Origin of the sequence: Pseudomonas sp. NY15181 (assembly GCF_048068055.1) — a bacterium.
Classification (GTDB): Bacteria; Pseudomonadota; Gammaproteobacteria; order Pseudomonadales; family Pseudomonadaceae; genus Pseudomonas.
In genome coordinates this window covers 110,522-130,605 of record NZ_JBLUPT010000009.1, presented here as the reverse complement: position 1 = coordinate 130,605, position 20,084 = coordinate 110,522, and the positions used below count along the sequence as shown (strand labels likewise).

The following is a 20,084-nucleotide window of genomic DNA, read 5'->3' as shown; positions in this document are numbered from 1 at the left end:
CCGTTTTTCTCGATGCCTCAACTACGACTCAGCGCACCGCCGCAAAGCTCTCCGGCCGGTTCAGCACGCAGCGGATACCACCGGGCAAGCCCATGCTCGCCACGCACTGGTTGCAGTGCGTGCAGCCATTCTCGTAGCGCTCGCCCTGCTGCTGGATATTGCGTATCAGATCCGGGTCGCGCAGCAGTGCGCGGCCCATGGCGACGAAGTCGAAGCCTTCGGTCATGGCGCGTTGCAGGCTGTCGCGGCTGCTCACGCCGCCCAGGTACACCAGCGGCATGTCGGTGGCCTGGCGCACGCGGCGGGCCTGGTCGAGGAAGTACATTTCCGAGTAGGGCGAGTCGGCGAACAGGCGGCCGCCGAACCATTTCATCGCGGTGCGCTGCAGCGGGTTGGGCTCCAGCGGGATCATCTGCTGCAGCGGGCTTTCGCCACGGAACAGGTACATCGGCGAACGGCTGGTGAAGCCGCCGCTCATGACCAGCGCGTTCAGGCCATGCTCGGCCAGGCGCTGCGCGGCGCGGCAGGATTCGTCGATCTCCAGGCCGCCGGCAAAGCCGTCGCTGAGGTTGAGCTTGGCCAGGATCGGGAAGTCGTCGCCCACCGCGTCGCGCACCGCCGTCAGCACTTCCAGGGGCAGGCGCAGGCGGTTGTCCAGGCTGCCGCCGTAGGCGTCGGTGCGCTTGTTGGTGGCCGGCGAGATGAACTGGCTGAGCAGGTAGCCGTGGCCCATGTGGATTTCGATGGCATCGAAGCCGGCGCGTTTCACGAAGGCCGCGGCGTCGTGGTACTCCTTCAGGGTCTTGCGGATGTCCGCATCGCCCATGGCACCGGCGAAGGGCACGCCGGAAAACAGCCCGTACTGGTTGATGCAAGCGCTGGGGCCGCGCGGGCGCGGGATGTTCTGCGGGCGGTTGCGGCTGAAGAAGCCGCAGTGCGCCAGCTGCGCCGACACCGCCCCGCCCTCGCGGTGCACCGCACCGGCCAGCTCGCTCAGCTTGGCAAAGACGCCTTCATGCATCCACATCTGGTCGGGGAAGGTCAGGCCGTCGGGCGACACGCCGCAATAGGCCACGGTGCTCAGGCCGACGCCGCCACGGGCCATGCGCGCATGGTGCGCGACCAGGTCCTCACTGGGCATGCCGCCCGGGCACATGCCCTCGAAGGTGGCGGTCTTGATCACTCGGTTGCGCAGGGCCAGCCCAGCCAGTTGAGCGGGGGCGAAAACCTTGTCCAGCGCGTCTTGCGGGGTCATCTCAAGCCTCCTGGGCCGGGGTGAAGGGGACGAACTCGACGACTTCCAGGTCGAAGCCGGACACCGCCTTGTAGGGAGCCGGGAAACTCATCAGGCGCATCTGGTGCACGCCCAGGTCGCGCAGGATCTGCGCGCCGACGCCCAGGGTACGCTGGGGGAAAGTCGGTGCCTGCAGGCGCGGCCCGTGGGACAGCTGGTCGAGGATGGCGGCGGCGCTTTCCTGCTGCGCCAACAATACCAGCACGCCGCTGCCTTCGGCGGCGATGTGCGCCAGGGAGCGGTCCAGGCTCCATTGCTGCGGCCCGCGCGGCGGTTCGCCGGCCAGCAGGTCGCGGAAGGTCTCCACCGCCTGCACGCGCACCAGCACCGGTTGCGCCGGGTTCACCTCGCCGCGCACCAGCGCCAGGTGTACGACGTCCTTGAAGGCGTCGTGGTAGGCGTACACCTGGAACGGGCCGTGGCGGGTGTCGATGCGGTATTCGCCGCTGCGGGCGATGGTGCCTTCGTGGAGGATGCGGTGGTGGATCAGCTCGGCGATGCCGCCCATGCGCAAGCCGTGGCGCTGGGCAAAGGCGCGCAGGGTTTCGCCACGGGCGTTCTCGCCCTCCTCGTCGAGGATGCCGGCGAGCAGCGCCGCCGGCTGCAATCCGGCCAGCCGGGCCAGGTCGCAGGCCGCCTCGGCGTGGCCGGCGCGGCTCATGACCCCGCCGGGCAGCGCGCGCAGCGGGAAAACATGGCCGGGGCTGACCAGGTCCGCAGGGCCGCTGGCCGGGTCCACCGCCACCTGCACGGTGCGCGCACGGTCGGCGGCGGAGATACCGGTGGTGATGCCTTCGGTGGCCTCGATGGAGACCATGAAGCCCTTGCCTTCGCCACGCGGGTTGTCGGTCATCGGCTTGAGGCCGAGTTCCTGGCAGCGCGCATCGGTCAGCGCCAGGCAGATCAGCCCGCGCGCCTCGCGGGCGAAGAAGTTCAGCGCCGCGTCGTCGACGAACTCGGCGGCCTGCAGCAGCATGCCGTCGCCGCCGTCATCCTCGCCGTCGACCAGCACCACCGGCTGGCCGCGACGCAGGGCTTCGATCAGGTGCAGCGGACTGTCCAGCGTCATGTTGGTCTCCTCAGGCCAGGTTGCCGCGCAGCCAGGCCGCCGCTTCCGCGAGGTAGGCCGCGGCGCGGGGGGCGAAGGGCGCGAAGCTGGCGAAGCCGTGGATCATGCCCTCGGCGCGCACCAGGGCGACCTCGGCGCCGGCGGCGCGGGCGCGTTCGGCGAAGGCTTCGCCCTCGTCGCGCAGCGGGTCGCATTCGGCGCTCATCACCAGGGTCGGCGGCAGGCTGCCGAGGTCGGCGGCGTGCAGCGGCGAAGCCAGGACATCCAGCGGCGCCGGCCACTGGCCCAGGTACTGGCGCCAGAACCAATGCATCATCGAGGCTTCGAGGAAGTGGCCTTTGGCGAATTCGCGGTAGGAGGCGGTGCCGCAGCTCTGGTCGGTCACCGGGTAGAACAGGCACAGCGCGCTCGGGCGCGGCCCGCCGCGCTGGTTGAGCAGGCGCGCCGCGGCGATGGACAGGTTGCCGCCGGCGCTGTCGCCGGCCAGGGCCAGGCGCGAGGCATCGACGCCCAGTTCGGCGGCGCGTTCCACCAGCTCGCAGGTGGCGCGGTAGCAATCCTCCGCCGGCGCCGGGAAGCGCGCTTCGGGCGCCAGCCGGTAGCCCACCGATGCGACCGCCGCGCCCGTGGCCAGGGCCAGGCGACGGCAGAGGTCGTCATGGGTGTCGAGGGTGCCGGCGACGAAGCCGCCGCCGTGGAAGAACACCAGCAGCGGCAGGCCCGCCTCGCCGCTCGGGCGGTACAGCCGCGCCGGCAGGTCATCGGCCAGGCGCAGGTTGCGCACTTCGGCCAGTGCAACGGGTTCTCCGGCCAGGGTCTGGTCGGCGAAGCTGCGGTAGGTGGTGGCGTCGAGGGTGTCGAAGTCCAGGGCGAAGGCGCCGGCGAACTGGTCGAGCAGAGCCTGCATGTGGGGATCGAGGGCCATGGTCACTCCTTTTATACGTCGGCCATCAGGAAGACCGGATTGGTCTCGTCGAGGATGCTTTGCATGCGTGCCTGCAGCGCAGGCTTGAAGTCCGGGTGCGGCAGGATCCAGAAGCGCTTCTCGTCGATCGCCTGGAACACGATCTGCGCCAGTTCGTCCGCCGGCATGCCCTGGCGGATGCTCTGTTCCAGCACGGCGCCCAGGGCGGCGCCGGCGCCCTCGCCCACCTGGTCGGAGGCCATGATGCGGCTGGCCACCGGCCCCGGGCAGAGCACCGAGACGCCGACCGGCGCGCCAAGGGCGAGCATTTCGTGGTGCAGCACTTCGGTCAGCGCCACCAGGGCCTGCTTGGTCACCGTGTAGGCGGCCAGGAACGGGCTGGTGAGCAGGCCGGCGAGCGATGCGGTGTTGACCACGTGGGCCGGACGCCCCTGGGCGAGCAGGGTCGGCACGAAGACGCGCAGGCCGTTGATTACGCCCACCAGGTTGATGTCGAGCATGCGCTGCCATTGCGCCGCGCTCAGTTCCCAGCTGGCGCCGGTCTGCATCACGCCGGCGTTGTTGAACAGCAGGTCGACGCCGCCGAACTGCGCCAGCGCGGCGTCGCGCAGGGCCGCCAGGTCAGCCTCGCTGGCGACGTCGGTAACCCGCGCCAGCACTTGGCTGCCGCTTGCGCGCAGCTCACCGGCCAGGTCATCCAGGCCGGCCTGGTCGCGGTCGGCCAGCACCAGGCTCAGGCCCAGTTTCGCCGCGTGTTCCGCCAGTCCCCGGCCGATACCGCTGGCGGCACCGGTGATCACGGCCACTTGGCCTTGTCGAACGCTCATCGTCATTCCTCTTGTGTCAGTCTGCCTTTACCAGCAGGACCTGCTTGGTGCGGGCCAGGCCCTGCTGCAGGCGTGTATGAGCCACGGCCACGTCGGCCAGCGGCAACTGCTCCAGGCGCGGCGGCACCAGCGCGCCGCTGGCCAGCAGGTCGGCGACCCGCTGCAGGGTGGCGCCGCTGGGCATGCGGCTGTAGGCCACCGCCATGCGTACGCCCAGGCGTTGCGCGGCGGCCAGGTCCGGCGCGGCATCGCCCGGCGCCAGGGTGAGGATCGAGACCAGGATGCCGTTTCTGCGCAGCAGCCCCAGGGCGTCCGGCAGGCTGCCGCCGCCGATGCAGTCGAGCACCAGGTCGACGCCTTCGGCGGACCAGTTGCGCAGTGCCGCGTCGATGTCATCGCTGCGGTAGTCGATGGCGCACTCGGCGCCCAGCGCGGCGACGTGCTCACGGTTGTCGGCGCTGCAGGTGGTGGCGACCCGCGCGCCGGCATGCCGGGCGAGCTGGATGGCGAAACCGCCCACCGCACTTCCGCCGCCATGCACCAGCACGCGCTGGCCGGCTTGCAGACCACCCTCGTCGAACAGGCCGGCCCAGGCGGCCAGGGCCGGGGTCGGCACCGCCGCCGCGGCGGCGAAGTCCAGCGACTGCGGCATGCGCACCACGGAGTCACGGGAGACGCAGGCGTATTCCGCGTAGGAGCCCCACTTGCCGGCGCCGATGTCGCTCTGGGCGAACACCGGGGTACCGACCGGCAGGTCGTCCACGCCCTCGCCCACTTCGGCGACCGTGCCGGAAAGGTCGAAGCCCAGCACCAGCGGGAAGCGGTATTCGAAGAAGCCGGAGAGATAGCCCTCGCGGCATTTCCAGTCGGCCGGGTTGACCCCGGCATGGCGGACCCGCACCAGCACTTCGCCGGGGCCGGGGCGTGGCGTTTCGACCTCGGCCAGTTGCAGGACCTCGGCGCCGCCGAGGCTTTGAATGATCACCGCGCGCATCAGATGGACTCCATCAGGCCTGGCTCAGCAGGCTGCTGTCGAAGGGGCAGAAGGCGTGGGCGATCGAGTCGACCAGCCATTCAGGGAATTCCGGGTCGAACCAGCGATCCACCCAGCCCCAGTGATAGGGATGCGCCAGGTACTCGCCCTGCAGGTCGCCGAGGTCGGCGAATTCCTGCTGCCAGACGTAGGTCCAGCCGCTATCACCGATGACTTCGGAGAGCTGCCAGTTGCGGATGCCCTGCATGTACGCCGGCATCCGCAGCAGGTCGCGTTCGAGCGCCTCGCGCTGGCCGGGGGCGGCATCGGCCTTGACGTGCAGCAGCAGGGTGCGCCAGATGCCGCCGGTCAGTTGCGGCTCGCGCAGGCCGCCGCCGATGCGGCGGTAGGCGTGGCGTTCCAGGCGGGCGGCACCGGGCAGGTGCGCCAGACGCTCGGCCAGGGCGTGGCCGGGGTCCCGTTCAAAGAGCAGATCGAGGGTGCAGTCCGAGGCCCCCCAGCTGCCGGGCAGGTTGGCGCCCAGGGCCAGGTGCCGGAAGCCCGGCAGGTCGCCGAGGCGTTCTCGCAGCAAGGTCGCAAGGTCGGAGGGGTTTGCGCCGGGCGCGAGGTCGAGCTGTACGCTTTCAGCCCACATGGCTCAGCCCTCCCTGGTGTTCCAGGGGCTGGCCGGCATCGCCCAGCACATGCCGCCGGCGACTCAGGCACAGGCCGTCCACCTGCGCCCAGAACTGCATCTCCTGCGCGCCCAGGCGGCTGCGCATACCGTAGTAACCCCAGACATCCGGCACCTGCCAGAGCAGCCAGAGGGTATTGGGTTGCCCCGGTACCGCCACCGGCGGCGACACCCAGCGCTGTTCCAGGCTCAGGCCACGCTCGGGGCACAACGGCAGATAAAGTTCGGCCAGGTCCTGCATCACCCTGTCGATGTGCTCGGCATCGAGGGTGATCTCATCGAGTATGCGGATCATCGCGAAATCCCGCGTCTTGTTGTTGTGCGGGCCAGTAAATCGATCCCCTCCTCCCCAGCCATCGTCCATTCAGACGATGCCATTACCGCCCTGGCTTGCAGAATCCCAACCAGGCCCTTGCCGCCACCCACCCCCTGCCTGCGGCATCCGATGGGAGAACAACAAGATGAGCACGCTGCACCGAATCGAAGCCCGCCCCGTAGAAGACCGCTACGCGCGCGGCTGGCACTGCCTGGGGCTGGCCAGCCAGTACCGCGATGGCAAGGCGCACCGCCTGGATGTCTTCGGCACCCGCCTGGTGGCCTTCCAGGGCGAGGATGGCCAACTGAACATCCTCGACGGCTACTGCCCGCACATGGGCGCGGACTTGAGTGAAGGCTGCGTGGAAGGCAACAGCCTGCGCTGCCCGTTCCACGAGTGGCGCTGGGGCGCTGACGGTGTGTGCGACGACATTCCCTACGCCAAGCGCATCCCGCCGCGGGCGAAGATCAAGTCGTGGCCGGTGATGGAGCAGAACCACCTGTTGTTCGTCTGGAACGACCCGGAGGGCAATCCGCCCATTGCCGAGCAAGCCATCCCACGTATCGACGCCTGCTTCAACGGCGAATGGGCCGACTGGGAAGTGGCCGATATCAAGATCGACACCAACTGCCGCGAACTGGTCGATAACGTCTCCGACATGGCGCACTTCAAGAGTGTCCATGGCGCCCCCATCGACGACTTCAGCAACCACTTCGAAGCGCACACCGCCACCCAGGTGATGCGCGGCCGCAGCGCCCGCCTGTCCGGCGACAGCGAGCTGACCACCGTGGCCACCTACTACGGCCCGGCCTACCAGATCACCGAAATGACCGGAGCCATGGGCGGCCAGCCGATCCATTCGATCCTGCTCAACTGCCACGTGCCGATCGACCAGAACAGCTTCACCCTGCGCTACGGCGTGCTGGTGAAGAAGGTGCCGGGCCTCTCCGCCGAGGAAAACCGCGCCATGGCCCTGGCCTACGTCGAGCAGGCACGCCTGGCGTTCTACGAGGACGTGGCGATCTGGCACACCAAGACCCGCGTCGACAACCCACTGCTGTGCGACGGCGACGGCCCGGTGTATCAGCTGCGCAAGTGGTACGAGCAGTTCTACACCAACGTTGCCGACCTGCCGGCGAACCTGTCCGAGCGCAAGGATTTCATCGTGTGCGCGGCACAGGCCGAACCGGCCTGAACCACCCGTCCCCTGCCTTGAGGGACGGATTGTCTTCTGCGGAAAACGCCGATTAATCTCGTCGGCGTTTTCGTACTACAAAAATAAGAAATGGTTCACCAATGGCACACTCGCTTTCGCTCGACCAGTTCAGCGGAATGCTCGGCAATCTTTACCAGGGCCCTCTGGAGCCCACGCCGTGGCAGTCCTTCCTGAGCCAGCTCAACCAGTTCCTTGGTGGCAAGTACACCACCTTCATCCTGCGTCCGCCCAGCGACCAGAACGAGGGGCTGATGGTCAACACCAACGGCAGTTCCGCCGAGGTGGTGGCGTCCTACAATCAGTACTATTTCAACCTCGACCCCTTCGTCGACCTGCCCAGCGGCCAGGTGGTGATCCTGGATGAGTTCGTTTCCCGGGAAGATTGGCTGACCTCGGAGTTCTACCGCAATTTCCTCGAGCCGGTGGGGGTGTTCCACATCCTCGGTGCCGACATCCGCACCAGCGACGGCGCCCTGTGCCGCATCCGTATCAGCCGCGGCTTCGAGTCCCCCGCGTTCACCGAGGACGACAAGGCGCTGCTCGCCTATTTCGTGCCACACCTGGAGCGCTCGGTGATGCTGCACACGCAGATCAACCGCATCGAGAGCGAACGCAACCTCTACGCCGGCGCGGTGGACCAGTTCGCCGTCGGCACCATCATCCTCGACGAGACCGGCAAGATCCTGCAGACCAACCAGGTGGCCGAGAACCTGCTGCGTGAAAAGGATGGCCTGAAGATCAGCGGCGACAACCTGCAGGTCGGCACCCAGCGCGACAGCCAGGAGTTCCGCCGCCTGGTGAAGCAGGCCCTGCAGTCGCAGAAAGGCTCGCATCCGTCGGTGGTCGAGGCCATGCGCGTGCAGCGCCCCTCCGGCCGCGCGGACCTGGGCATCATCGTGCGCTCGGTACCGCTGAGCGAGTGGAACGAGGGCAAGCACTGCCCCTCGGTGGTGATTTTCGTCAGCGACCCGGAACAGGAATCCCGCGCGCCTCAGGAGATCGTCAAGGCGCTGTTCGACCTGACCCCGGCCGAGGCGCAGCTGGCGATGCTGCTGGCCAACGGCCTGACCCTGGACGAAGCCTCCGACGAGCTGGGCATCAGCCGCAACACCGCGCGCGCCCACCTGCGCTCGACCTTCTCCAAGACCGGGGTGACCCGGCAGACCATGCTGGTGCGCCTGATCCTGCGCAGTGTGGCGACCCTTGGCTAGTCCGAGCGGACGATTTGGCGGCTCCGCCTCCAGGACTAACGTGCGAAGCATGGGGTTAGTCGACGAGGCCGATGCCATGTCCCGATTCATTCCTCTGCTGATCGCGCTGATCATCTGCGCCAGCCTGCTGACCGCGCACCTCATGCTGTGCCACTACGAAGAGGCGAGGCTGCAGGCAGCCCGCAGCGCCCTCCAGCTGCCGACCCCGCCCTGCATTCTCGGCAGTTGTCTGCGCCAGCTACCCTGACCCACCATGTAGGACGTACAACCGTTCGCGGTTGTACGCCGATACACCGCGCGTATCGACGGCTCCACGATCCAGCCCGGAGCACCTGAAATCGCAACTCCGTGACCAGCCCCGGAGTGCTCGGCCAGCAGGGTCAACCGGCGTATAACCTCGAACGTTATACGCCCTACTTCACTGACAGCCAGAGGAGACGCTGGGGCAATGCCTTTCCTACGAAAATCCAATGCAGTCACACGGCTCCGGCAATCTGCTCCCTGAGCCAGCGGTGCGCCGGGTCGCGATGCGAGCGTTCATCCCACAGCATCGACATCTCGTACCCCGGCACCTCCACCGGCGCTTCCACCACCCGCAGCAACGGGTTATCCCGCACCAGCCGGGCCGGCACCATGGCCACCAGGTCGCTGCTGGCCACCGCCGAGATGACGAACAGGAAGTGCGGCACGGACAAGGCCACGCGGCGGCTCAGGCCCACCGCCGCCAGCGCCTCGTCGGTAACACCGCTGAAGCCGCCGCCGTCGGGCGACACCATCACATGCTCCAACCGGCAGAACTGCGCCAGCGTCGGCTTGCGCTTGAGCTTCGGGTGCCCGGCACGCCCTGCCAGCACGTAGCGTTCGGTGAACAGCGCACGGCGACGCATCCCCGGTGGGGCACCCTCGGTGGTGTGGAAGGCCAGGTCGATCTCGCCCTGCTCCGCCTGCCGGGCGATGCGCGGCGGCGCCAGCTCCAGCAGGGCCAGGCGCGTCCCCGGCGCACTGCTGCGCAGCGCGCTCAAGGCCGGCAGCAGGATGGTGGATTCGCCATAGTCGGTCGCGGCGATACGCCAGGTGTTCTGTGCCTGCGCCGGATCGAAGGGTGCCGATGGCGCCACCGCCTGCTCCAGCGCTTCCAGGGCGATGCGCAACGGCTCGCGCAGCGACTCCGCACGCGCCGTCGGCCGCATGCCGCGTGGGCCAGGGAGCAGCAGCGGGTCGTTGAAGATGTCGCGCAGCTTGGCCAGGTGCACGCTGACCGAGGGTTGGGAGAAGTTCAGCCGCTCGGCCGCGCGGGTCACGTTGTGCTCGGACAACAGCACATCCAGGGTCACCAGCAGGTTGAGGTCGAGCCGGCGAAGATTATTCATTCATATACCTGGGATACCGGATATTCATTTCTACTATACCTTGGCAAATCGCATCCTGCGCCCATCCCAAACCTCGCAGGAGATTCACCATGAAGGTACTGATCGTCTACGCCCACCCCGAGCCGCGCTCGCTCAACGGTTCGCTGAAGGATTTTGCCGTGCGCCGCCTGCAGGCCGCCGGCCATGACGTGCAGGTTTCCGACCTGTACGCGATGAACTGGAAAGCCACCCTGGATGCCGCCGACAGCCTGGACCGCGACCCCGAGGCGCGCTTCGACCCGTCGCTGGACTCCAAGCGCGCCTTTGCCGCCGGCCGACAGAGCGCGGACATCGCCACCGAGCAGGAGAAGCTGCGCTGGGCCGATGTGCTGATCCTGCAGTTCCCGCTCTGGTGGTTCACCATGCCGGCGATCCTCAAGGGCTGGGTGGAACGCGTGTACGCGTATGGCTTCGCCTACGGCGTCGGCGAGCATTCCGACGCGCGCTGGGGCGACCGCTACGGCGAAGGCACCCTGGCCGGCAAGCGCGCCATGCTGGTGGTCACCACCGGCGGCTGGGAATCGCACTACAGCGCGCGGGGCATCAACGGGCCAATCGACGACCTGCTGTTCCCGATCCACCACGGCGTGCTGCACTACCCCGGCTTCGAGGTGCTGCCGCCTTACCTGGTGTACCGCACCAGCCGCGTCGATGCGCAGCGCTACGCGCAGATCGAACGGGAACTGGGCGAGCGCCTGGACAACCTGCAGAGCACCGCGCCCATCCCGTTCCGCCGGCAGAACGGCGGCGACTACGCCGTCCCGCAGCTGACCCTGCACGACGAGGTCAACCCGCAGGCCAGCGGCTTCGCCGCGCACCTCACCTGATTCAGGGCTTCACCCGCGGTTCGGCCTCGAACGCGCGCCGCAGCAGCTCGACGAACACCGGCGCCGGCGGGATATCGACACTGTCGATACGATGCACCGGCACCGCCGGCGTCCAGGAATTCATCACCACGGCGCCGGCCAGGCGCGGCAGGTCCTGGCGGTCGATGCAGCGTACCGCCTGGCGCACGCCGAGCTTCTCCAACTGACGACGCAGGATGCCCATGGTGGTGCCGCCGAGCATCCGCGCCTTCGGCCAGATCACCGTCTCGCCGTCCCAGAACGCCAGGTTCCAGATGGTGCCTTCGCTCAAGCGGCCGCGATGGTCGGCGAACACCGCATCGTCGTGGCCGGCGGCCACGGCTTCGCGCAGGTACCAGGTCTTGGCGATCTCGCCAACGTGCTTGACCTCCGGCAGCACCCGCTCATGCCCGGCGATGGCCAGCGAGAGCGCTCCCTGCGGCCCGTCGGAGGGTGGCGCGGTGCGCACCAGCAGCTCCGGGCGATGCTCGGGGCCGGCCACGGTGAACTCGCCGGCCGGCGAATACACCGTGGCCAGCAGCGACACATCGGCCGGCGCCTGCGCCAGCGCGGCACGCAGGGCGGCGCGAATCTCCTCGTCGGCATGGCTCTGGCCGAACAGGCGCTGCGAGGCACTGCGCAACCGCTCCAGGTGCAGGTCCAGCCCGCGCACGCCGCCGCCACGCACCTGCATGGCGGTGAAGTGCGCGTAACCGGCAAAGGCCAGCGGCGCCAGCTCCTCGGCGGTCGCCGGCTGGGCATTGCGCTGGGTGATGTAGGGATGGATTGCGGCTGACATGGCGATGGCTCCGTGCTGTCGATCATCAAGTGCAATGACTATCGACCTTTGACGGAGCCATTGGAAACGAGTATTTCTCGACTGATCATCAAGAAGGATTTGAAGATCAATGAGCCGTTCCTTTCCCGGCACCCGCTCCCTGCGCACCTTCGAGGCCGCCGGCCGGCACCTCAACTTCACCCGTGCGGCGGAGGAAGTCGGCCTGACGCCGGCGGCGGTCAGCCACCAGATCAAGGAACTGGAAGACCAGCTCGACCTGTCCCTGTTCATCCGTACCAGCCGCAATATCCAGCTGACCCCGGCGGGCGCGCTGCTGCTGGAAGCGGCGGCGGAATCCCTCGACCTGTTGCGCCGCGCCACCCTGCGCGCACGGCGCCTGAGCCGTAGCACCGAGCAGTTGCGCGTATCGCTGACCGCGCGCTTCGCCACCCACTGGCTGCTGCCGCGCCTGCCACATTTCCGTGCCCTTCACCCCGGGCTGAAACTCAGTTTCGACGTCAGTGACGAGCTGCGGGATTTCGCCATAGATGACCTCGACCTCGCTATCCGTTTTGGCAGCGGACGCTATCCGGGCCTGCAAGCGGACCGCCTGTTCGAGACCCTGATCGTGCCGGTGTGCTGCCCGAGCCTGCTGGAGGACGGTCCGCCCTTGCGTGAACCGCGCGACCTGCTGGCCCATACCCTGTGCCACGTCGCTTGCGAAACCGAGGGCGCACCCTGGCCGGACTGGGCGCGCTGGATGACGATGGCCGGCGTGGAGGATTTCGACGCCTCCACGTGCGTCGCCTTCGACGACACCAGCCACGTGGTCCAGGCAGTACTGGAAGGCGGCGCGGTCGGGCTGGCCGACCGCGCCATGGTCGCTCGCGAACTGGAACAGGGTTTGCTGGTGCAGCCGTTCGAGTTGGGCGTGCGGGTTGCCGAGGACTACGCGTACAACCTGGTCTATCCGCAGGCCAGCGCGGACGATCCGCGCGTCAAAGCGTTCCGCGAATGGATTCTCGAGGAAATGGCCATCGGCTGATCGCCGCAGGCTGCTTGCAAATGCCGGGTTTTCCTGCGAAAACCCACGCCCTCGCGGCGGTCATGCCGCACCCGCATCACCGGAGAACGCCATGAGCAGCGAACTGCAGATCGAAGATATCGTCGTCGGCGACGGCAAGGCCGTGGTCAAGGGCGCCCTGATCACCACCCAGTACAAGGGCACCCTGGAGGACGGCACCGTCTTCGACTCCTCCTACGACAAGGGCCGCCCCTTCCAGTGCGTGATCGGCACCGGCCGTGTGATCAAGGGCTGGGACATCGGGCTCATGGGCATGAAGGTCGGCGGCAAGCGCAAGCTCTTCGTGCCCGCACAGCTGGCCTATGGCGAGCGCCAGGTCGGCGCGCACATCCAGCCCAACTCCAACCTGCTGTTCGAAATCGAACTGCTGGAAGTCCTCACCCGCGACGACTGATCCTCATGCCGGAGCGGTGACCGGCGCCGCTTCCACGCTGCGCCGCATGGCCAGGATCGCCGTCGGCCCCTGGGCCTTGCGGGTGAACCAGAGCACCCGGCTCACCCCACGGGTGATCGCCACGTAGGCCAGGCGCGATTGCTCGTCCTGCTGGGCCTGGTCGTAGCTGCTGGCGAAGAAGCCCGACGCCGCATACAGCGCGCTGCGCAGCGGGTGCTTCTCCGGCGGCGCGCAGTCGTCGACGATGATCGCCACCTCCGCCTGCAGCCCCTTGGCGCGGTGAATGGTCATGCCCTTCACCGGCAGCTTGCGGTCCAGCTCGCCGAGGATGGTCTGCAGGGTTTCATTGCGCCGGCTGAGCAGCAGCACGGCGGTCTTTTCCTTCGATCCGCGCGCGGCGACGTGCTCGCACTGCAGGCGGATCTCTTGCAGCAGAGTCGGCAGGCTGTTGCGCGCATCGAAGCGCTGCACCAGCTTCACCCCGTGGTCGCCCGCCTCCGTCGACTTGAAGGCGCGGCAGGTCTTGGCCTGCTTGTTCGCCACGCCCACCAGCACCCGTTCGCCGTCCCGGATCACCGGGTCGATGCTGCGGTAGTTGGTCTCCAGCAGCAGCACGCGGCTCTTGCGCCGGCCCTTGCTGGGGAAGTGCCGGTCGAACTCCATGAACAGCTCGGGCGAGCTGCCGCGCCAGGCGTAGATGGATTGCCAGTCGTCGCCGATGGCCATCAGGCTGACCGCCTCGCCACGCTTGGCCAGGTCGCGGTGCAGCGCCTGCAGCCACTGGACGATCTGCGGCGAGACATCCTGGAACTCGTCGATCAGCAGGTGTTGGAACGGCGCCAGCGCGTCGGCCGGCAGCTTGCCGTCACCGAGCTGGTCGGTAAGGTGCTGGAAGGCCAGGTTGAAGGTCAGCAGGCCCTGCTCCTGCAGCGCCTTTTCGAACGCTGCCCAGTACAGTTGCAGGGCCTCGACGAATTGCCGCTCGCGCAGCGGGCAACCAAGCTTCGATGGCTGCAACCGGGCGATGCGCAGGCCGATGCCCTCGATGAATCCGGCCTGTGCGTAGAAGGCTTCGAACAGCGGCGGCGCGGTGAACTCGCCAGCGAGCTTGAAGGCATCCAGCGGCGCCTTGCCGATGCGCGGCGGCTTGTCGTCTTCGCCGGCTTCGGGCGGTGGTGGCAGGTCGAGCAGTTGATGCACCAGCGCGCGGAACTCCGCCTGGTCGGCATAGCATTGCTGGTAGACCTGCTTGAGCAGGCGCTGCTGCGCCGGGCGCAGGCGACCGGCGAGCAAGGGGTTGTCCAGTTCGCTGGCGGGATCGCGCTCGTCCAGCTGCTCGAACCAGCGCGGGTTCTTCAGCGCCACTTTCGCCAGGGTACCCATGGCCGAGTGGAAGGTGCGCACGCATTGGCGCGCCTGCGTTGCGTCGAACGGGTGACCCCAGTAGCCGAGCACCTTCACCAGCTGCTCGCGCAGCTGGGCACAGGAGGCGTTGGTGAAGGAAATCACCGTTACCTTCTCGGCGTCGATGCCCAGGTGGCAGAGCATGTAGACCACCCGCAATACCAGCGTGGTGGACTTGCCGGAACCAGCGCCGGCGAAGATGCGGGCCAGCGGTTCAGGCGCGAGGATCATCGCCCACTGCTCGTCCGACGGCAGGCTCACCACCCCGTGGGCGGCGGCCTGGGCCACGCGCTGGCGCATGTCGAGGGCGTGCTGTTCATCGGCCGCCTTGGCAGTGCCGTAGATACCGGCTGCTGCCGCTGTGCGCGAGCGTTTGGGCGCGGGCGCGGCGCCGTCTTTCCTGGCTTTGGCGGTGCGTTTGGCGGGTGCCTTGGTCTTGCCTTTCGCCTTGCCGCGCCCACGAGGCAGCGGCTGCGCCGCTTCACGTTCGGCGCGCAGGTATTCGGTGGTGCGGGGGAAATAACGCGCAAGGGCTTCGGCGATCAGCCGTTTGTAGCGTTCGACAGCAGACTCCATGGGCCCTACCCGATCAGTTACAGCGTTGAATCATAAGCGCTTTTCGACAGCGGCAGGCAAGCGGTCGCCCAATGACATGCCAGTAGACAGTAACGGGATCGAGAGGATCCGGATTCGCAATCCGGTACAGGGGCGGCGTTAGCGGAGGAGCATTGGTAGGGCGTACAACCGTTCGCGGTTGTACGCCGATACACCTTTGCTATCGCGGGCGACAAGGCTGAGTTCGGAGCGCCCTGGGAACACGGTCAATCGGCGTATAACGTCGAACGTTATACGCCCTACGCTCAGGCCAGGCGCTGGGCGCGGAGCGCGACCATAAAAAGCCAATCAACCCTCGAACAGCTCCACCTGCTCCGGCTCGCGCTTCATCAGCACGCGGCCATTGCGGATCGAGTACAGCGCCTTGGTCTGCTGGCGCACCGCTTCGTAATCGCTCTCCACCCCCAGTACCAGCAGGTTGGCCGGACGGCCGGCGGCGATGCCATAGCGCGCGCCCAGGTTCAGCGCGCGGGCGCTGTTGTCGGTGACCAGGTCCAGCGCGCGCTGCAGGTCATCGAAGCCCATCATGTGGCAGATGTGCAGGCCGGCATCCAGCACGCGCAGGATGTTGCCGTTGCCCAACGGATACCACGGGTCCTTGATCGAATCCTGGCCGAAGCAGACGTTCATGCCGGCGCGGTCCAGCTCGGCCACGCGGGTCACGCCGCGGCGTTTCGGGAAGGTGTCGAAACGGCCCTGCAGGTGGATGCTCTCGGTCGGGCAGGAGACGAAGTTGATGCCGGAGCGCTTGAGCAGGCGGAAAAGCTTGGAGCAATAGGCGTTGTCGTAGGAGCCCATGGCCGTGGTGTGGCTGGCGGTGACGCGGCCGCCCATGCCGCGCACGCGGGCTTCCTCGGCGAGCACTTCGAGGAAGCGCGAATTCGGGTCGTCGGTCTCGTCGCAGTGCACGTCCACCAGGCAACCGGTGCGCTCGGCCAGGTCCATGAGGAACTTGATCGAGCTGACGCCCTGCTCGCGGGTGTTCTCGAAGTGCGGGATGCCGCCGACCACGTCAGCACCCAAGCGGATCGCCTCTTCCATCAGCTCGCGGCCGCCCTCGTAGGACTCGATGCCCTCCTGCGGGAAGGCGACGATCTGCAGGTCCACCAGGTGCCGCGCCTCTTCACGAACCTCCACCATGGCCTTGAGCGCGGCGAGTGTCGGATCGGTCACGTCGACGTGAGTGCGCACGTGCTGGATGCCATGGGCCGCCAGCATGCGAATGGTCGTGTGGGCGCGGGACTTGGTGTCTTCGTGGGTAATGGTTTCCTTGCGCTGGGCCCAGCGCTCGATGCCTTCGAACAGCGTGCCGCTCATGTTCCATTCCGGCTCGCCGGCGGTCAGGGTGGCGTCGAGGTGGATGTGGGGCTCCACCAGCGGGGCGATGGCCAGGTTGCCGCGGGCGTCGATGTCGTCGCCGCTGGCGGCCAGGGTGCCGGCTTGCTGCACGACTTCGGCGATGACGTCGCCTTCGCAGCGGATGGTGAACAGGCCGGTCTGCTTGCGCAGGGAGGCATTGATGATCTTCATGGGTCGGTTATTCCTCTCAGGCTATTCGTGGCGCGGCGCAGTGGACATGCGCCAGATGAGCAGCGCCACCGAGGTATTCAGGCGGAACTGTGCGTCGTCCAGGGACTGGCCGCTCAGGGCTTCGATGCGCGCGATCCGCTGGTTCAGGGTGTTGCGATGGATGCCCAGGCGCTGTGCCGCCTTGAGCGCGTTGCCGTTCTCCTGGACCAGTGCGTCAAGCGTCTCGATCAGCAGGTGCGGCTGTTTACGGCCCGTCTCATGGAGCGGGCCGAGGGTGTCCTTCATGAACTGCTCGACCACCGCGCGATCGGGGATCGCCCGCAGCAGACGCAGCACGCCCAGCTCACGGTAGTCGCAGAAACCGCCGGGCGCCTGCATGCCTTCGGCAACGTCCAGCGCCTGGCGCGCTTCGAGCAGCGCGCGGGGGAATTCCGCGCAGGAATCGGCGCGGGCGGACAAACCGAGATAAGCGCGCAACGGCGCCAGTTCCTGTTGCAGTTCGGCGGCCAGTGCATGCAGTTCGGCGCGCTCGGCGTCGGCCAACAGCAGGACGAACAGGTCGCCCTGGATCACCACCGGCAGGCGCTCGGGGCGCTCCTGCTGCCAGCTTTCCAGATGGTCGAGCAGTCGCTGGCGGGTCAGTTGCAGCGCGCGCTCGGCCTCTTCCGGCTCGTGCTGCTGGAACAATGTGTCGACACCGGACAGCCGCAGCGCCACCAGACGGCGCGGGACCTCCAGCGGCAACTCCAGGTGTTGCGCACGTCGGCGGACGATGTCCAGGCTCGGGTAATCGCCGCTGAGCAACTGGCCGAGGATGTCGCGGCGCGAGGTCTTCACCTGGGTCATCTGCACCAGCGCCGTACCGATCAGGTGGGTGACGATGACCATCTTCAGCGCATAGGGCTGCTCGATCAGCGGCAGGCCTTCCACTTCGGCTAAATGAACCACGGACTCGGGGATGCGCTGGATGAACTCGTCGCCGGTGAGGATGACGATGCCGGCGATGCCGCTGGTAACGCCTTCGTGCACCAGTTGCAGCAGATTGGCTTCGTCGCGGCTGTGGTTGATGCCGGTGACGAACACCAGCTCGCCGCCCATCACCCAGTCGGCGATGCCGACGTTCTCCGCCACGTAGGACCAGCGCACGCTGCGATGCACATTGCGCGCGCCGGCCCGCAGCGCGAGGCTTTCCAGCCCCGGCAGGCGGAGGATTTCCTCGACGCTCAGGCTCAAGCGCGCGGCTCGGCCACCGGCGCGCGGGCGCGGGTGACTTCGGTGAGGACGATGTAGCAGACGGCGGAAGCGGCGATGCCCACCAGCGGCGCGATCCACGGCGAGGCGTAGGCCAGGCCGGCGCCGACGGCGTAGGACACCAGGCCCGAGACGTTGAACGCCGGGATGTGGGTGCCCACCAGCGCCGGGTATTCACCGCGGTTGCGGTACCAGTAGTCCGCCATGATCACGCCACCCAGCGGCGGGATGATCGAGCCCAGCAGCACCAGGAACGGGATCAGCCATTCGTACATGCCGCCGATGGCGAGGATGATGCCGATGCCGGCGGCCAGCAGGGTCATGCTGCGGCGACGCTCGCTGCGCACCAGGTGGCAGGCGGCGGCGGAGACGTTGTAGATGGTCGGGCCCTGGATAGTCCACAGGTTCAGGCAGAGCATGATCACCGCGGCGAAGGACAGGCCCTGCAGCACCATCACTTCGACGATGTCGGCGTTCTGGTAGACGATGGCGCACCAGGCGCCGGCGACGATCATCAGGCCGTTGCCGATGAGGAAAGCGACCACGCTGGCGACCACCGCGATGCGCCCGCTGCGGGCCATGCGGGTCCAGTTGGTGGCCTGGGTCGCGCCGCTGGCGAAGGTGCCGAAGACCATGGTCACGGCGGCGGAGAAGGTCAGCGTCTGGCTCGGCTCCTTCGCCAGCAGGCCGCTCCAGCCGCCGGCCGCACCGGTGGCGATGACCATGGAGGCCACCAGCAGGATGAACATCAGCGGTACCGACACGCGGGACATGATGTCCAGGCCCTTGAAGCCGATGATCGCGGTGATCGAAAACAGCAGGCCGAACACCACCATCAGCGGGATATTCAGCCACTCGGGCAGGCCCAGCATCTTGACCAGCACAATGGCGACGGTGGCGGTACCCCAGGCGTACCAGCCCAGTTCGGCGAAGCCGAGGAGGAAGTCGGATAGCTTGCTGCCGCGCTCGCCGAAGCAGAAGCGCCCCATCAGCACGGTGTTCAGGCCGCTGCGCGAGGCGATCAGGCCCAGGGCGGCGGCGTAGATGGCGAGCAGCACATTGCCGATGAAGGCGACCCAGAGCATGTCGACGAAGTCGAAGGCCATGCCGATCTTGCCGCCGGCGAACATGGTGCCGGTGAAGAAGGTGAAGCTGAACAGGACCATGGCGATGGGCAGCAGGCCTTTGCGCCCTTCCCTGGGCGTCGCGCTCAGGGGGAATTCACTGGGGGAACTCATCAGGTGTCTCCGCAAGATCGGTGAAAGTCTCCCGGCCCGGAGCAAATAGCGGGCCGGAAAAGCCAATCAGGAACGACGCGGCGCATGAAGAACATTGTGAACTGTTCACAATGCACACTTCCGGTGGGTGTAACGGCGTTTCAAGATAGCTCAAATGTGCATTGTGCGGATTTTCGGGGCACGATGCAGCTTTTTCGCACCAAATCTGACGAAACCCTGACTTGCGTTCCTACCGTTCAGCGGAGCCCGGCAGGCCGTTACAGCCTCTGCCACGCGACTCAGACGTCGCTGCAGCGCTCGGTCTGGCGCAGGTAGCGCACGGAATGGACCTGCCCCTGGGAGTCCAGGTAGGTCATGGTCGCCAGGCTGACCTCGCAGCGCTCGTTGGGCTGCTCGATGCGCAACACCTTGGCCACGTCCAGCGGCATGCCGTATTGATAGACCGGCGCTTCTTCGGCGAAAGCGGAGACACAGAGCAGCGTGGCGGGGACGGCGAGCAGGAGAGAAAGAGTGGATTTCATGGCAGGCACCTCGGGGATCACGCGGGTCGCGTCGATCGTGGCCCACAGCCATTAAATCTAGTCGAGTCGCAGCTCGGGGCACAGGGCGACTTCGGCAATGAACTCATGCGGATCGCGCAACAATGGTGGATTGCGATCAGCCGGAGGGCCCGCGATGGACCGGAAGGATTCGCGGACAAGGTCCGCTCCTACGTTGTTTTCTGGGTGATACCCCTTCGGGCCAGCGCAAGCGCTGTTCGCGATGGAGCCGCGTCCCGCGTTCGCGGGGATTACGCAGAGGAACGCGAATCACCCCGTCACTCCCGCGAACGCGGGACAGCGCTTGCGCTGAACGCACTTCAGTGCGGCCCGAAGGGTGAGCGCAGCGAATAGCCCAAAGACAGTTGCTCCTACTGGGATCTGCGCGCGCTCTTGTAGGAGTAATTGTCTTTCCCTGGAGAAACCCGTGCCAGTGCTTCCCCCTCACCCCAGCCCTCTCCCTCAGGGATAG

Annotated in this window: 20 protein-coding genes; 6 read left to right on the top strand and 14 right to left on the bottom strand. The window is 67.3% G+C overall.

Annotated features, from left to right (window positions below; all coding sequences use genetic code 11):
* Positions 1–28 precede the first annotated feature (28 nt).
* Genes ACNFBT_RS20355 through ACNFBT_RS20325 form a run of 7 tightly spaced genes read right to left on the bottom strand, consistent with a single transcriptional unit; the run spans position 29 to position 6,077 of the window.
* Positions 29–1,255, bottom strand: a complete 1,227-nt coding sequence (locus ACNFBT_RS20355; protein ID WP_416752421.1) for an NADH:flavin oxidoreductase — start codon at positions 1,253–1,255, stop codon at positions 29–31.
* Between the two features lies 1 nt (position 1,256).
* The gene (locus ACNFBT_RS20350) at positions 1,257–2,363 is read right to left on the bottom strand and encodes a 3,4-dihydroxy-2-butanone-4-phosphate synthase (RefSeq protein WP_416752419.1); all 1,107 of its coding nucleotides are present in this window, start codon (positions 2,361–2,363) and stop codon (positions 1,257–1,259) included.
* 10 nt (positions 2,364–2,373) lie between these two features.
* Positions 2,374–3,288, bottom strand: coding sequence for an alpha/beta hydrolase (locus ACNFBT_RS20345; protein ID WP_416752417.1), 915 nt, complete (start codon positions 3,286–3,288; stop codon positions 2,374–2,376).
* An 11-nt stretch (positions 3,289–3,299) separates the two neighbouring features.
* A complete protein-coding gene (locus ACNFBT_RS20340) occupies positions 3,300–4,115 on the bottom strand; it encodes an SDR family NAD(P)-dependent oxidoreductase (protein ID WP_416752416.1) in 816 nt (271 codons plus the stop codon).
* Between the two features lie 16 nt (positions 4,116–4,131).
* A complete protein-coding gene (locus ACNFBT_RS20335; RefSeq protein ID WP_416752415.1) occupies positions 4,132–5,109 on the bottom strand; it encodes an NADP-dependent oxidoreductase in 978 nt (325 codons plus the stop codon).
* Between the two features lie 13 nt (positions 5,110–5,122).
* Positions 5,123–5,743, bottom strand: a complete 621-nt coding sequence (locus tag ACNFBT_RS20330; RefSeq protein WP_416752413.1) for a Dabb family protein — start codon at positions 5,741–5,743, stop codon at positions 5,123–5,125.
* Entirely contained in the window at positions 5,733–6,077 is a 345-nt protein-coding gene (locus tag ACNFBT_RS20325) for a hypothetical protein (RefSeq protein WP_416752412.1), read from the bottom strand. The genes ACNFBT_RS20330 and ACNFBT_RS20325 overlap by 11 nt, the downstream gene beginning before the upstream one ends.
* A 166-nt stretch (positions 6,078–6,243) precedes the next feature.
* Between ACNFBT_RS20325 and ACNFBT_RS20320 the strand changes: the two genes are divergently transcribed.
* The 3 genes from ACNFBT_RS20320 to ACNFBT_RS20310 all read left to right on the top strand — a co-directional run bounded on the left by ACNFBT_RS20320 (position 6,244) and on the right by ACNFBT_RS20310 (position 8,772).
* A complete protein-coding gene (locus tag ACNFBT_RS20320) occupies positions 6,244–7,293 on the top strand; it encodes a Rieske 2Fe-2S domain-containing protein (protein WP_416752410.1) in 1,050 nt (349 codons plus the stop codon).
* 101 nt (positions 7,294–7,394) lie between these two features.
* A complete protein-coding gene (locus ACNFBT_RS20315; RefSeq protein WP_416752408.1) occupies positions 7,395–8,525 on the top strand; it encodes a helix-turn-helix transcriptional regulator in 1,131 nt (376 codons plus the stop codon).
* Positions 8,526–8,601: 76 nt separating this feature from the next.
* Positions 8,602–8,772, top strand: a complete 171-nt coding sequence (locus tag ACNFBT_RS20310; RefSeq protein ID WP_416752406.1) for a hypothetical protein — start codon at positions 8,602–8,604, stop codon at positions 8,770–8,772.
* 229 nt (positions 8,773–9,001) lie between these two features.
* Here the strand turns inward: ACNFBT_RS20310 and ACNFBT_RS20305 are convergent, their stop codons facing one another.
* The gene (locus ACNFBT_RS20305; protein WP_416752404.1) at positions 9,002–9,895 is read right to left on the bottom strand and encodes a LysR family transcriptional regulator; all 894 of its coding nucleotides are present in this window, start codon (positions 9,893–9,895) and stop codon (positions 9,002–9,004) included.
* 89 nt (positions 9,896–9,984) lie between these two features.
* Between ACNFBT_RS20305 and ACNFBT_RS20300 the strand changes: the two genes are divergently transcribed.
* Positions 9,985–10,761, top strand: a complete 777-nt coding sequence (locus ACNFBT_RS20300) for an NAD(P)H-dependent oxidoreductase (RefSeq protein ID WP_416752402.1) — start codon at positions 9,985–9,987, stop codon at positions 10,759–10,761.
* A gap of 1 nt (position 10,762) precedes the next feature.
* Here the strand turns inward: ACNFBT_RS20300 and ACNFBT_RS20295 are convergent, their stop codons facing one another.
* A complete protein-coding gene (locus ACNFBT_RS20295; RefSeq protein WP_416752400.1) occupies positions 10,763–11,578 on the bottom strand; it encodes an aminotransferase class IV family protein in 816 nt (271 codons plus the stop codon).
* A 109-nt stretch (positions 11,579–11,687) separates the two neighbouring features.
* On the opposite strand from ACNFBT_RS20295, the gene ACNFBT_RS20290 reads away from it, so the two are divergent.
* Both ACNFBT_RS20290 and ACNFBT_RS20285 read left to right on the top strand, forming a co-directional pair.
* Entirely contained in the window at positions 11,688–12,602 is a 915-nt protein-coding gene (locus tag ACNFBT_RS20290; protein WP_416752398.1) for a LysR substrate-binding domain-containing protein, read from the top strand.
* A 91-nt stretch (positions 12,603–12,693) separates the two neighbouring features.
* Positions 12,694–13,035 (top strand): FKBP-type peptidyl-prolyl cis-trans isomerase, encoded by a 342-nt coding sequence (locus tag ACNFBT_RS20285; protein WP_416752396.1) that lies wholly within the window; start codon positions 12,694–12,696, stop codon positions 13,033–13,035.
* A gap of 3 nt (positions 13,036–13,038) precedes the next feature.
* On the opposite strand, the gene ACNFBT_RS20280 is transcribed toward ACNFBT_RS20285, so the two are convergent.
* The 5 genes from ACNFBT_RS20280 to ACNFBT_RS20260 all read right to left on the bottom strand — a co-directional run bounded on the left by ACNFBT_RS20280 (position 13,039) and on the right by ACNFBT_RS20260 (position 19,594).
* The gene (locus ACNFBT_RS20280) at positions 13,039–15,015 is read right to left on the bottom strand and encodes a UvrD-helicase domain-containing protein (protein ID WP_416752394.1); all 1,977 of its coding nucleotides are present in this window, start codon (positions 15,013–15,015) and stop codon (positions 13,039–13,041) included.
* A 327-nt stretch (positions 15,016–15,342) separates the two neighbouring features.
* The gene (gene codA / locus ACNFBT_RS20275; RefSeq protein WP_416752392.1) at positions 15,343–16,584 is read right to left on the bottom strand and encodes a cytosine deaminase; all 1,242 of its coding nucleotides are present in this window, start codon (positions 16,582–16,584) and stop codon (positions 15,343–15,345) included.
* Between the two features lie 21 nt (positions 16,585–16,605).
* Positions 16,606–17,817: a PucR family transcriptional regulator gene (locus tag ACNFBT_RS20270; RefSeq protein ID WP_416752390.1), complete on the bottom strand. Its 1,212-nt coding sequence runs from the start codon at positions 17,815–17,817 to the stop codon at positions 16,606–16,608.
* Positions 17,814–19,073, bottom strand: coding sequence for a cytosine permease (gene codB, locus ACNFBT_RS20265; RefSeq protein ID WP_416752388.1), 1,260 nt, complete (start codon positions 19,071–19,073; stop codon positions 17,814–17,816). Before codB ends, ACNFBT_RS20270 begins: the two co-directional genes overlap by 4 nt.
* Before the next feature lie 278 nt (positions 19,074–19,351).
* Positions 19,352–19,594, bottom strand: a complete 243-nt coding sequence (locus ACNFBT_RS20260) for a DUF2790 domain-containing protein (RefSeq protein WP_416752386.1) — start codon at positions 19,592–19,594, stop codon at positions 19,352–19,354.
* Between the last annotated feature and the right edge of the window lie 490 nt (positions 19,595–20,084).

Bases quoted from the DNA above. Each gene is read 5' to 3' on its own strand.
- ACNFBT_RS20330 (WP_416752413.1), bottom strand. From the start codon at position 5,743: ATGTGGGCTGAAAGCGTACAGCTCGACCTCGCGCCCGGCGCAAACCCC.
- ACNFBT_RS20340 (WP_416752416.1), bottom strand. From the start codon at position 4,115: ATGAGCGTTCGACAAGGCCAAGTGGCCGTGATCACCGGTGCCGCCAGC.
- ACNFBT_RS20315 (WP_416752408.1), top strand. From the start codon at position 7,395: ATGGCACACTCGCTTTCGCTCGACCAGTTCAGCGGAATGCTCGGCAAT.
- ACNFBT_RS20355 (WP_416752421.1), bottom strand. From the start codon at position 1,255: ATGACCCCGCAAGACGCGCTGGACAAGGTTTTCGCCCCCGCTCAACTG.
- ACNFBT_RS20295 (WP_416752400.1), bottom strand. From the start codon at position 11,578: ATGTCAGCCGCAATCCATCCCTACATCACCCAGCGCAATGCCCAGCCG.
- ACNFBT_RS20280 (WP_416752394.1), bottom strand. From the start codon at position 15,015: ATGGAGTCTGCTGTCGAACGCTACAAACGGCTGATCGCCGAAGCCCTT.
- codA (WP_416752392.1), bottom strand. From the start codon at position 16,584: ATGAAGATCATCAATGCCTCCCTGCGCAAGCAGACCGGCCTGTTCACC.
- ACNFBT_RS20335 (WP_416752415.1), bottom strand. From the start codon at position 5,109: ATGCGCGCGGTGATCATTCAAAGCCTCGGCGGCGCCGAGGTCCTGCAA.
- ACNFBT_RS20260 (WP_416752386.1), bottom strand. From the start codon at position 19,594: ATGAAATCCACTCTTTCTCTCCTGCTCGCCGTCCCCGCCACGCTGCTC.
- ACNFBT_RS20290 (WP_416752398.1), top strand. From the start codon at position 11,688: ATGAGCCGTTCCTTTCCCGGCACCCGCTCCCTGCGCACCTTCGAGGCC.
- codB (WP_416752388.1), bottom strand. From the start codon at position 19,073: ATGAGTTCCCCCAGTGAATTCCCCCTGAGCGCGACGCCCAGGGAAGGG.
- ACNFBT_RS20325 (WP_416752412.1), bottom strand. From the start codon at position 6,077: ATGATCCGCATACTCGATGAGATCACCCTCGATGCCGAGCACATCGAC.
- ACNFBT_RS20305 (WP_416752404.1), bottom strand. From the start codon at position 9,895: ATGAATAATCTTCGCCGGCTCGACCTCAACCTGCTGGTGACCCTGGAT.
- ACNFBT_RS20300 (WP_416752402.1), top strand. From the start codon at position 9,985: ATGAAGGTACTGATCGTCTACGCCCACCCCGAGCCGCGCTCGCTCAAC.
- ACNFBT_RS20350 (WP_416752419.1), bottom strand. From the start codon at position 2,363: ATGACGCTGGACAGTCCGCTGCACCTGATCGAAGCCCTGCGTCGCGGC.
- ACNFBT_RS20285 (WP_416752396.1), top strand. From the start codon at position 12,694: ATGAGCAGCGAACTGCAGATCGAAGATATCGTCGTCGGCGACGGCAAG.
- ACNFBT_RS20345 (WP_416752417.1), bottom strand. From the start codon at position 3,288: ATGGCCCTCGATCCCCACATGCAGGCTCTGCTCGACCAGTTCGCCGGC.
- ACNFBT_RS20310 (WP_416752406.1), top strand. From the start codon at position 8,602: ATGTCCCGATTCATTCCTCTGCTGATCGCGCTGATCATCTGCGCCAGC.
- ACNFBT_RS20320 (WP_416752410.1), top strand. From the start codon at position 6,244: ATGAGCACGCTGCACCGAATCGAAGCCCGCCCCGTAGAAGACCGCTAC.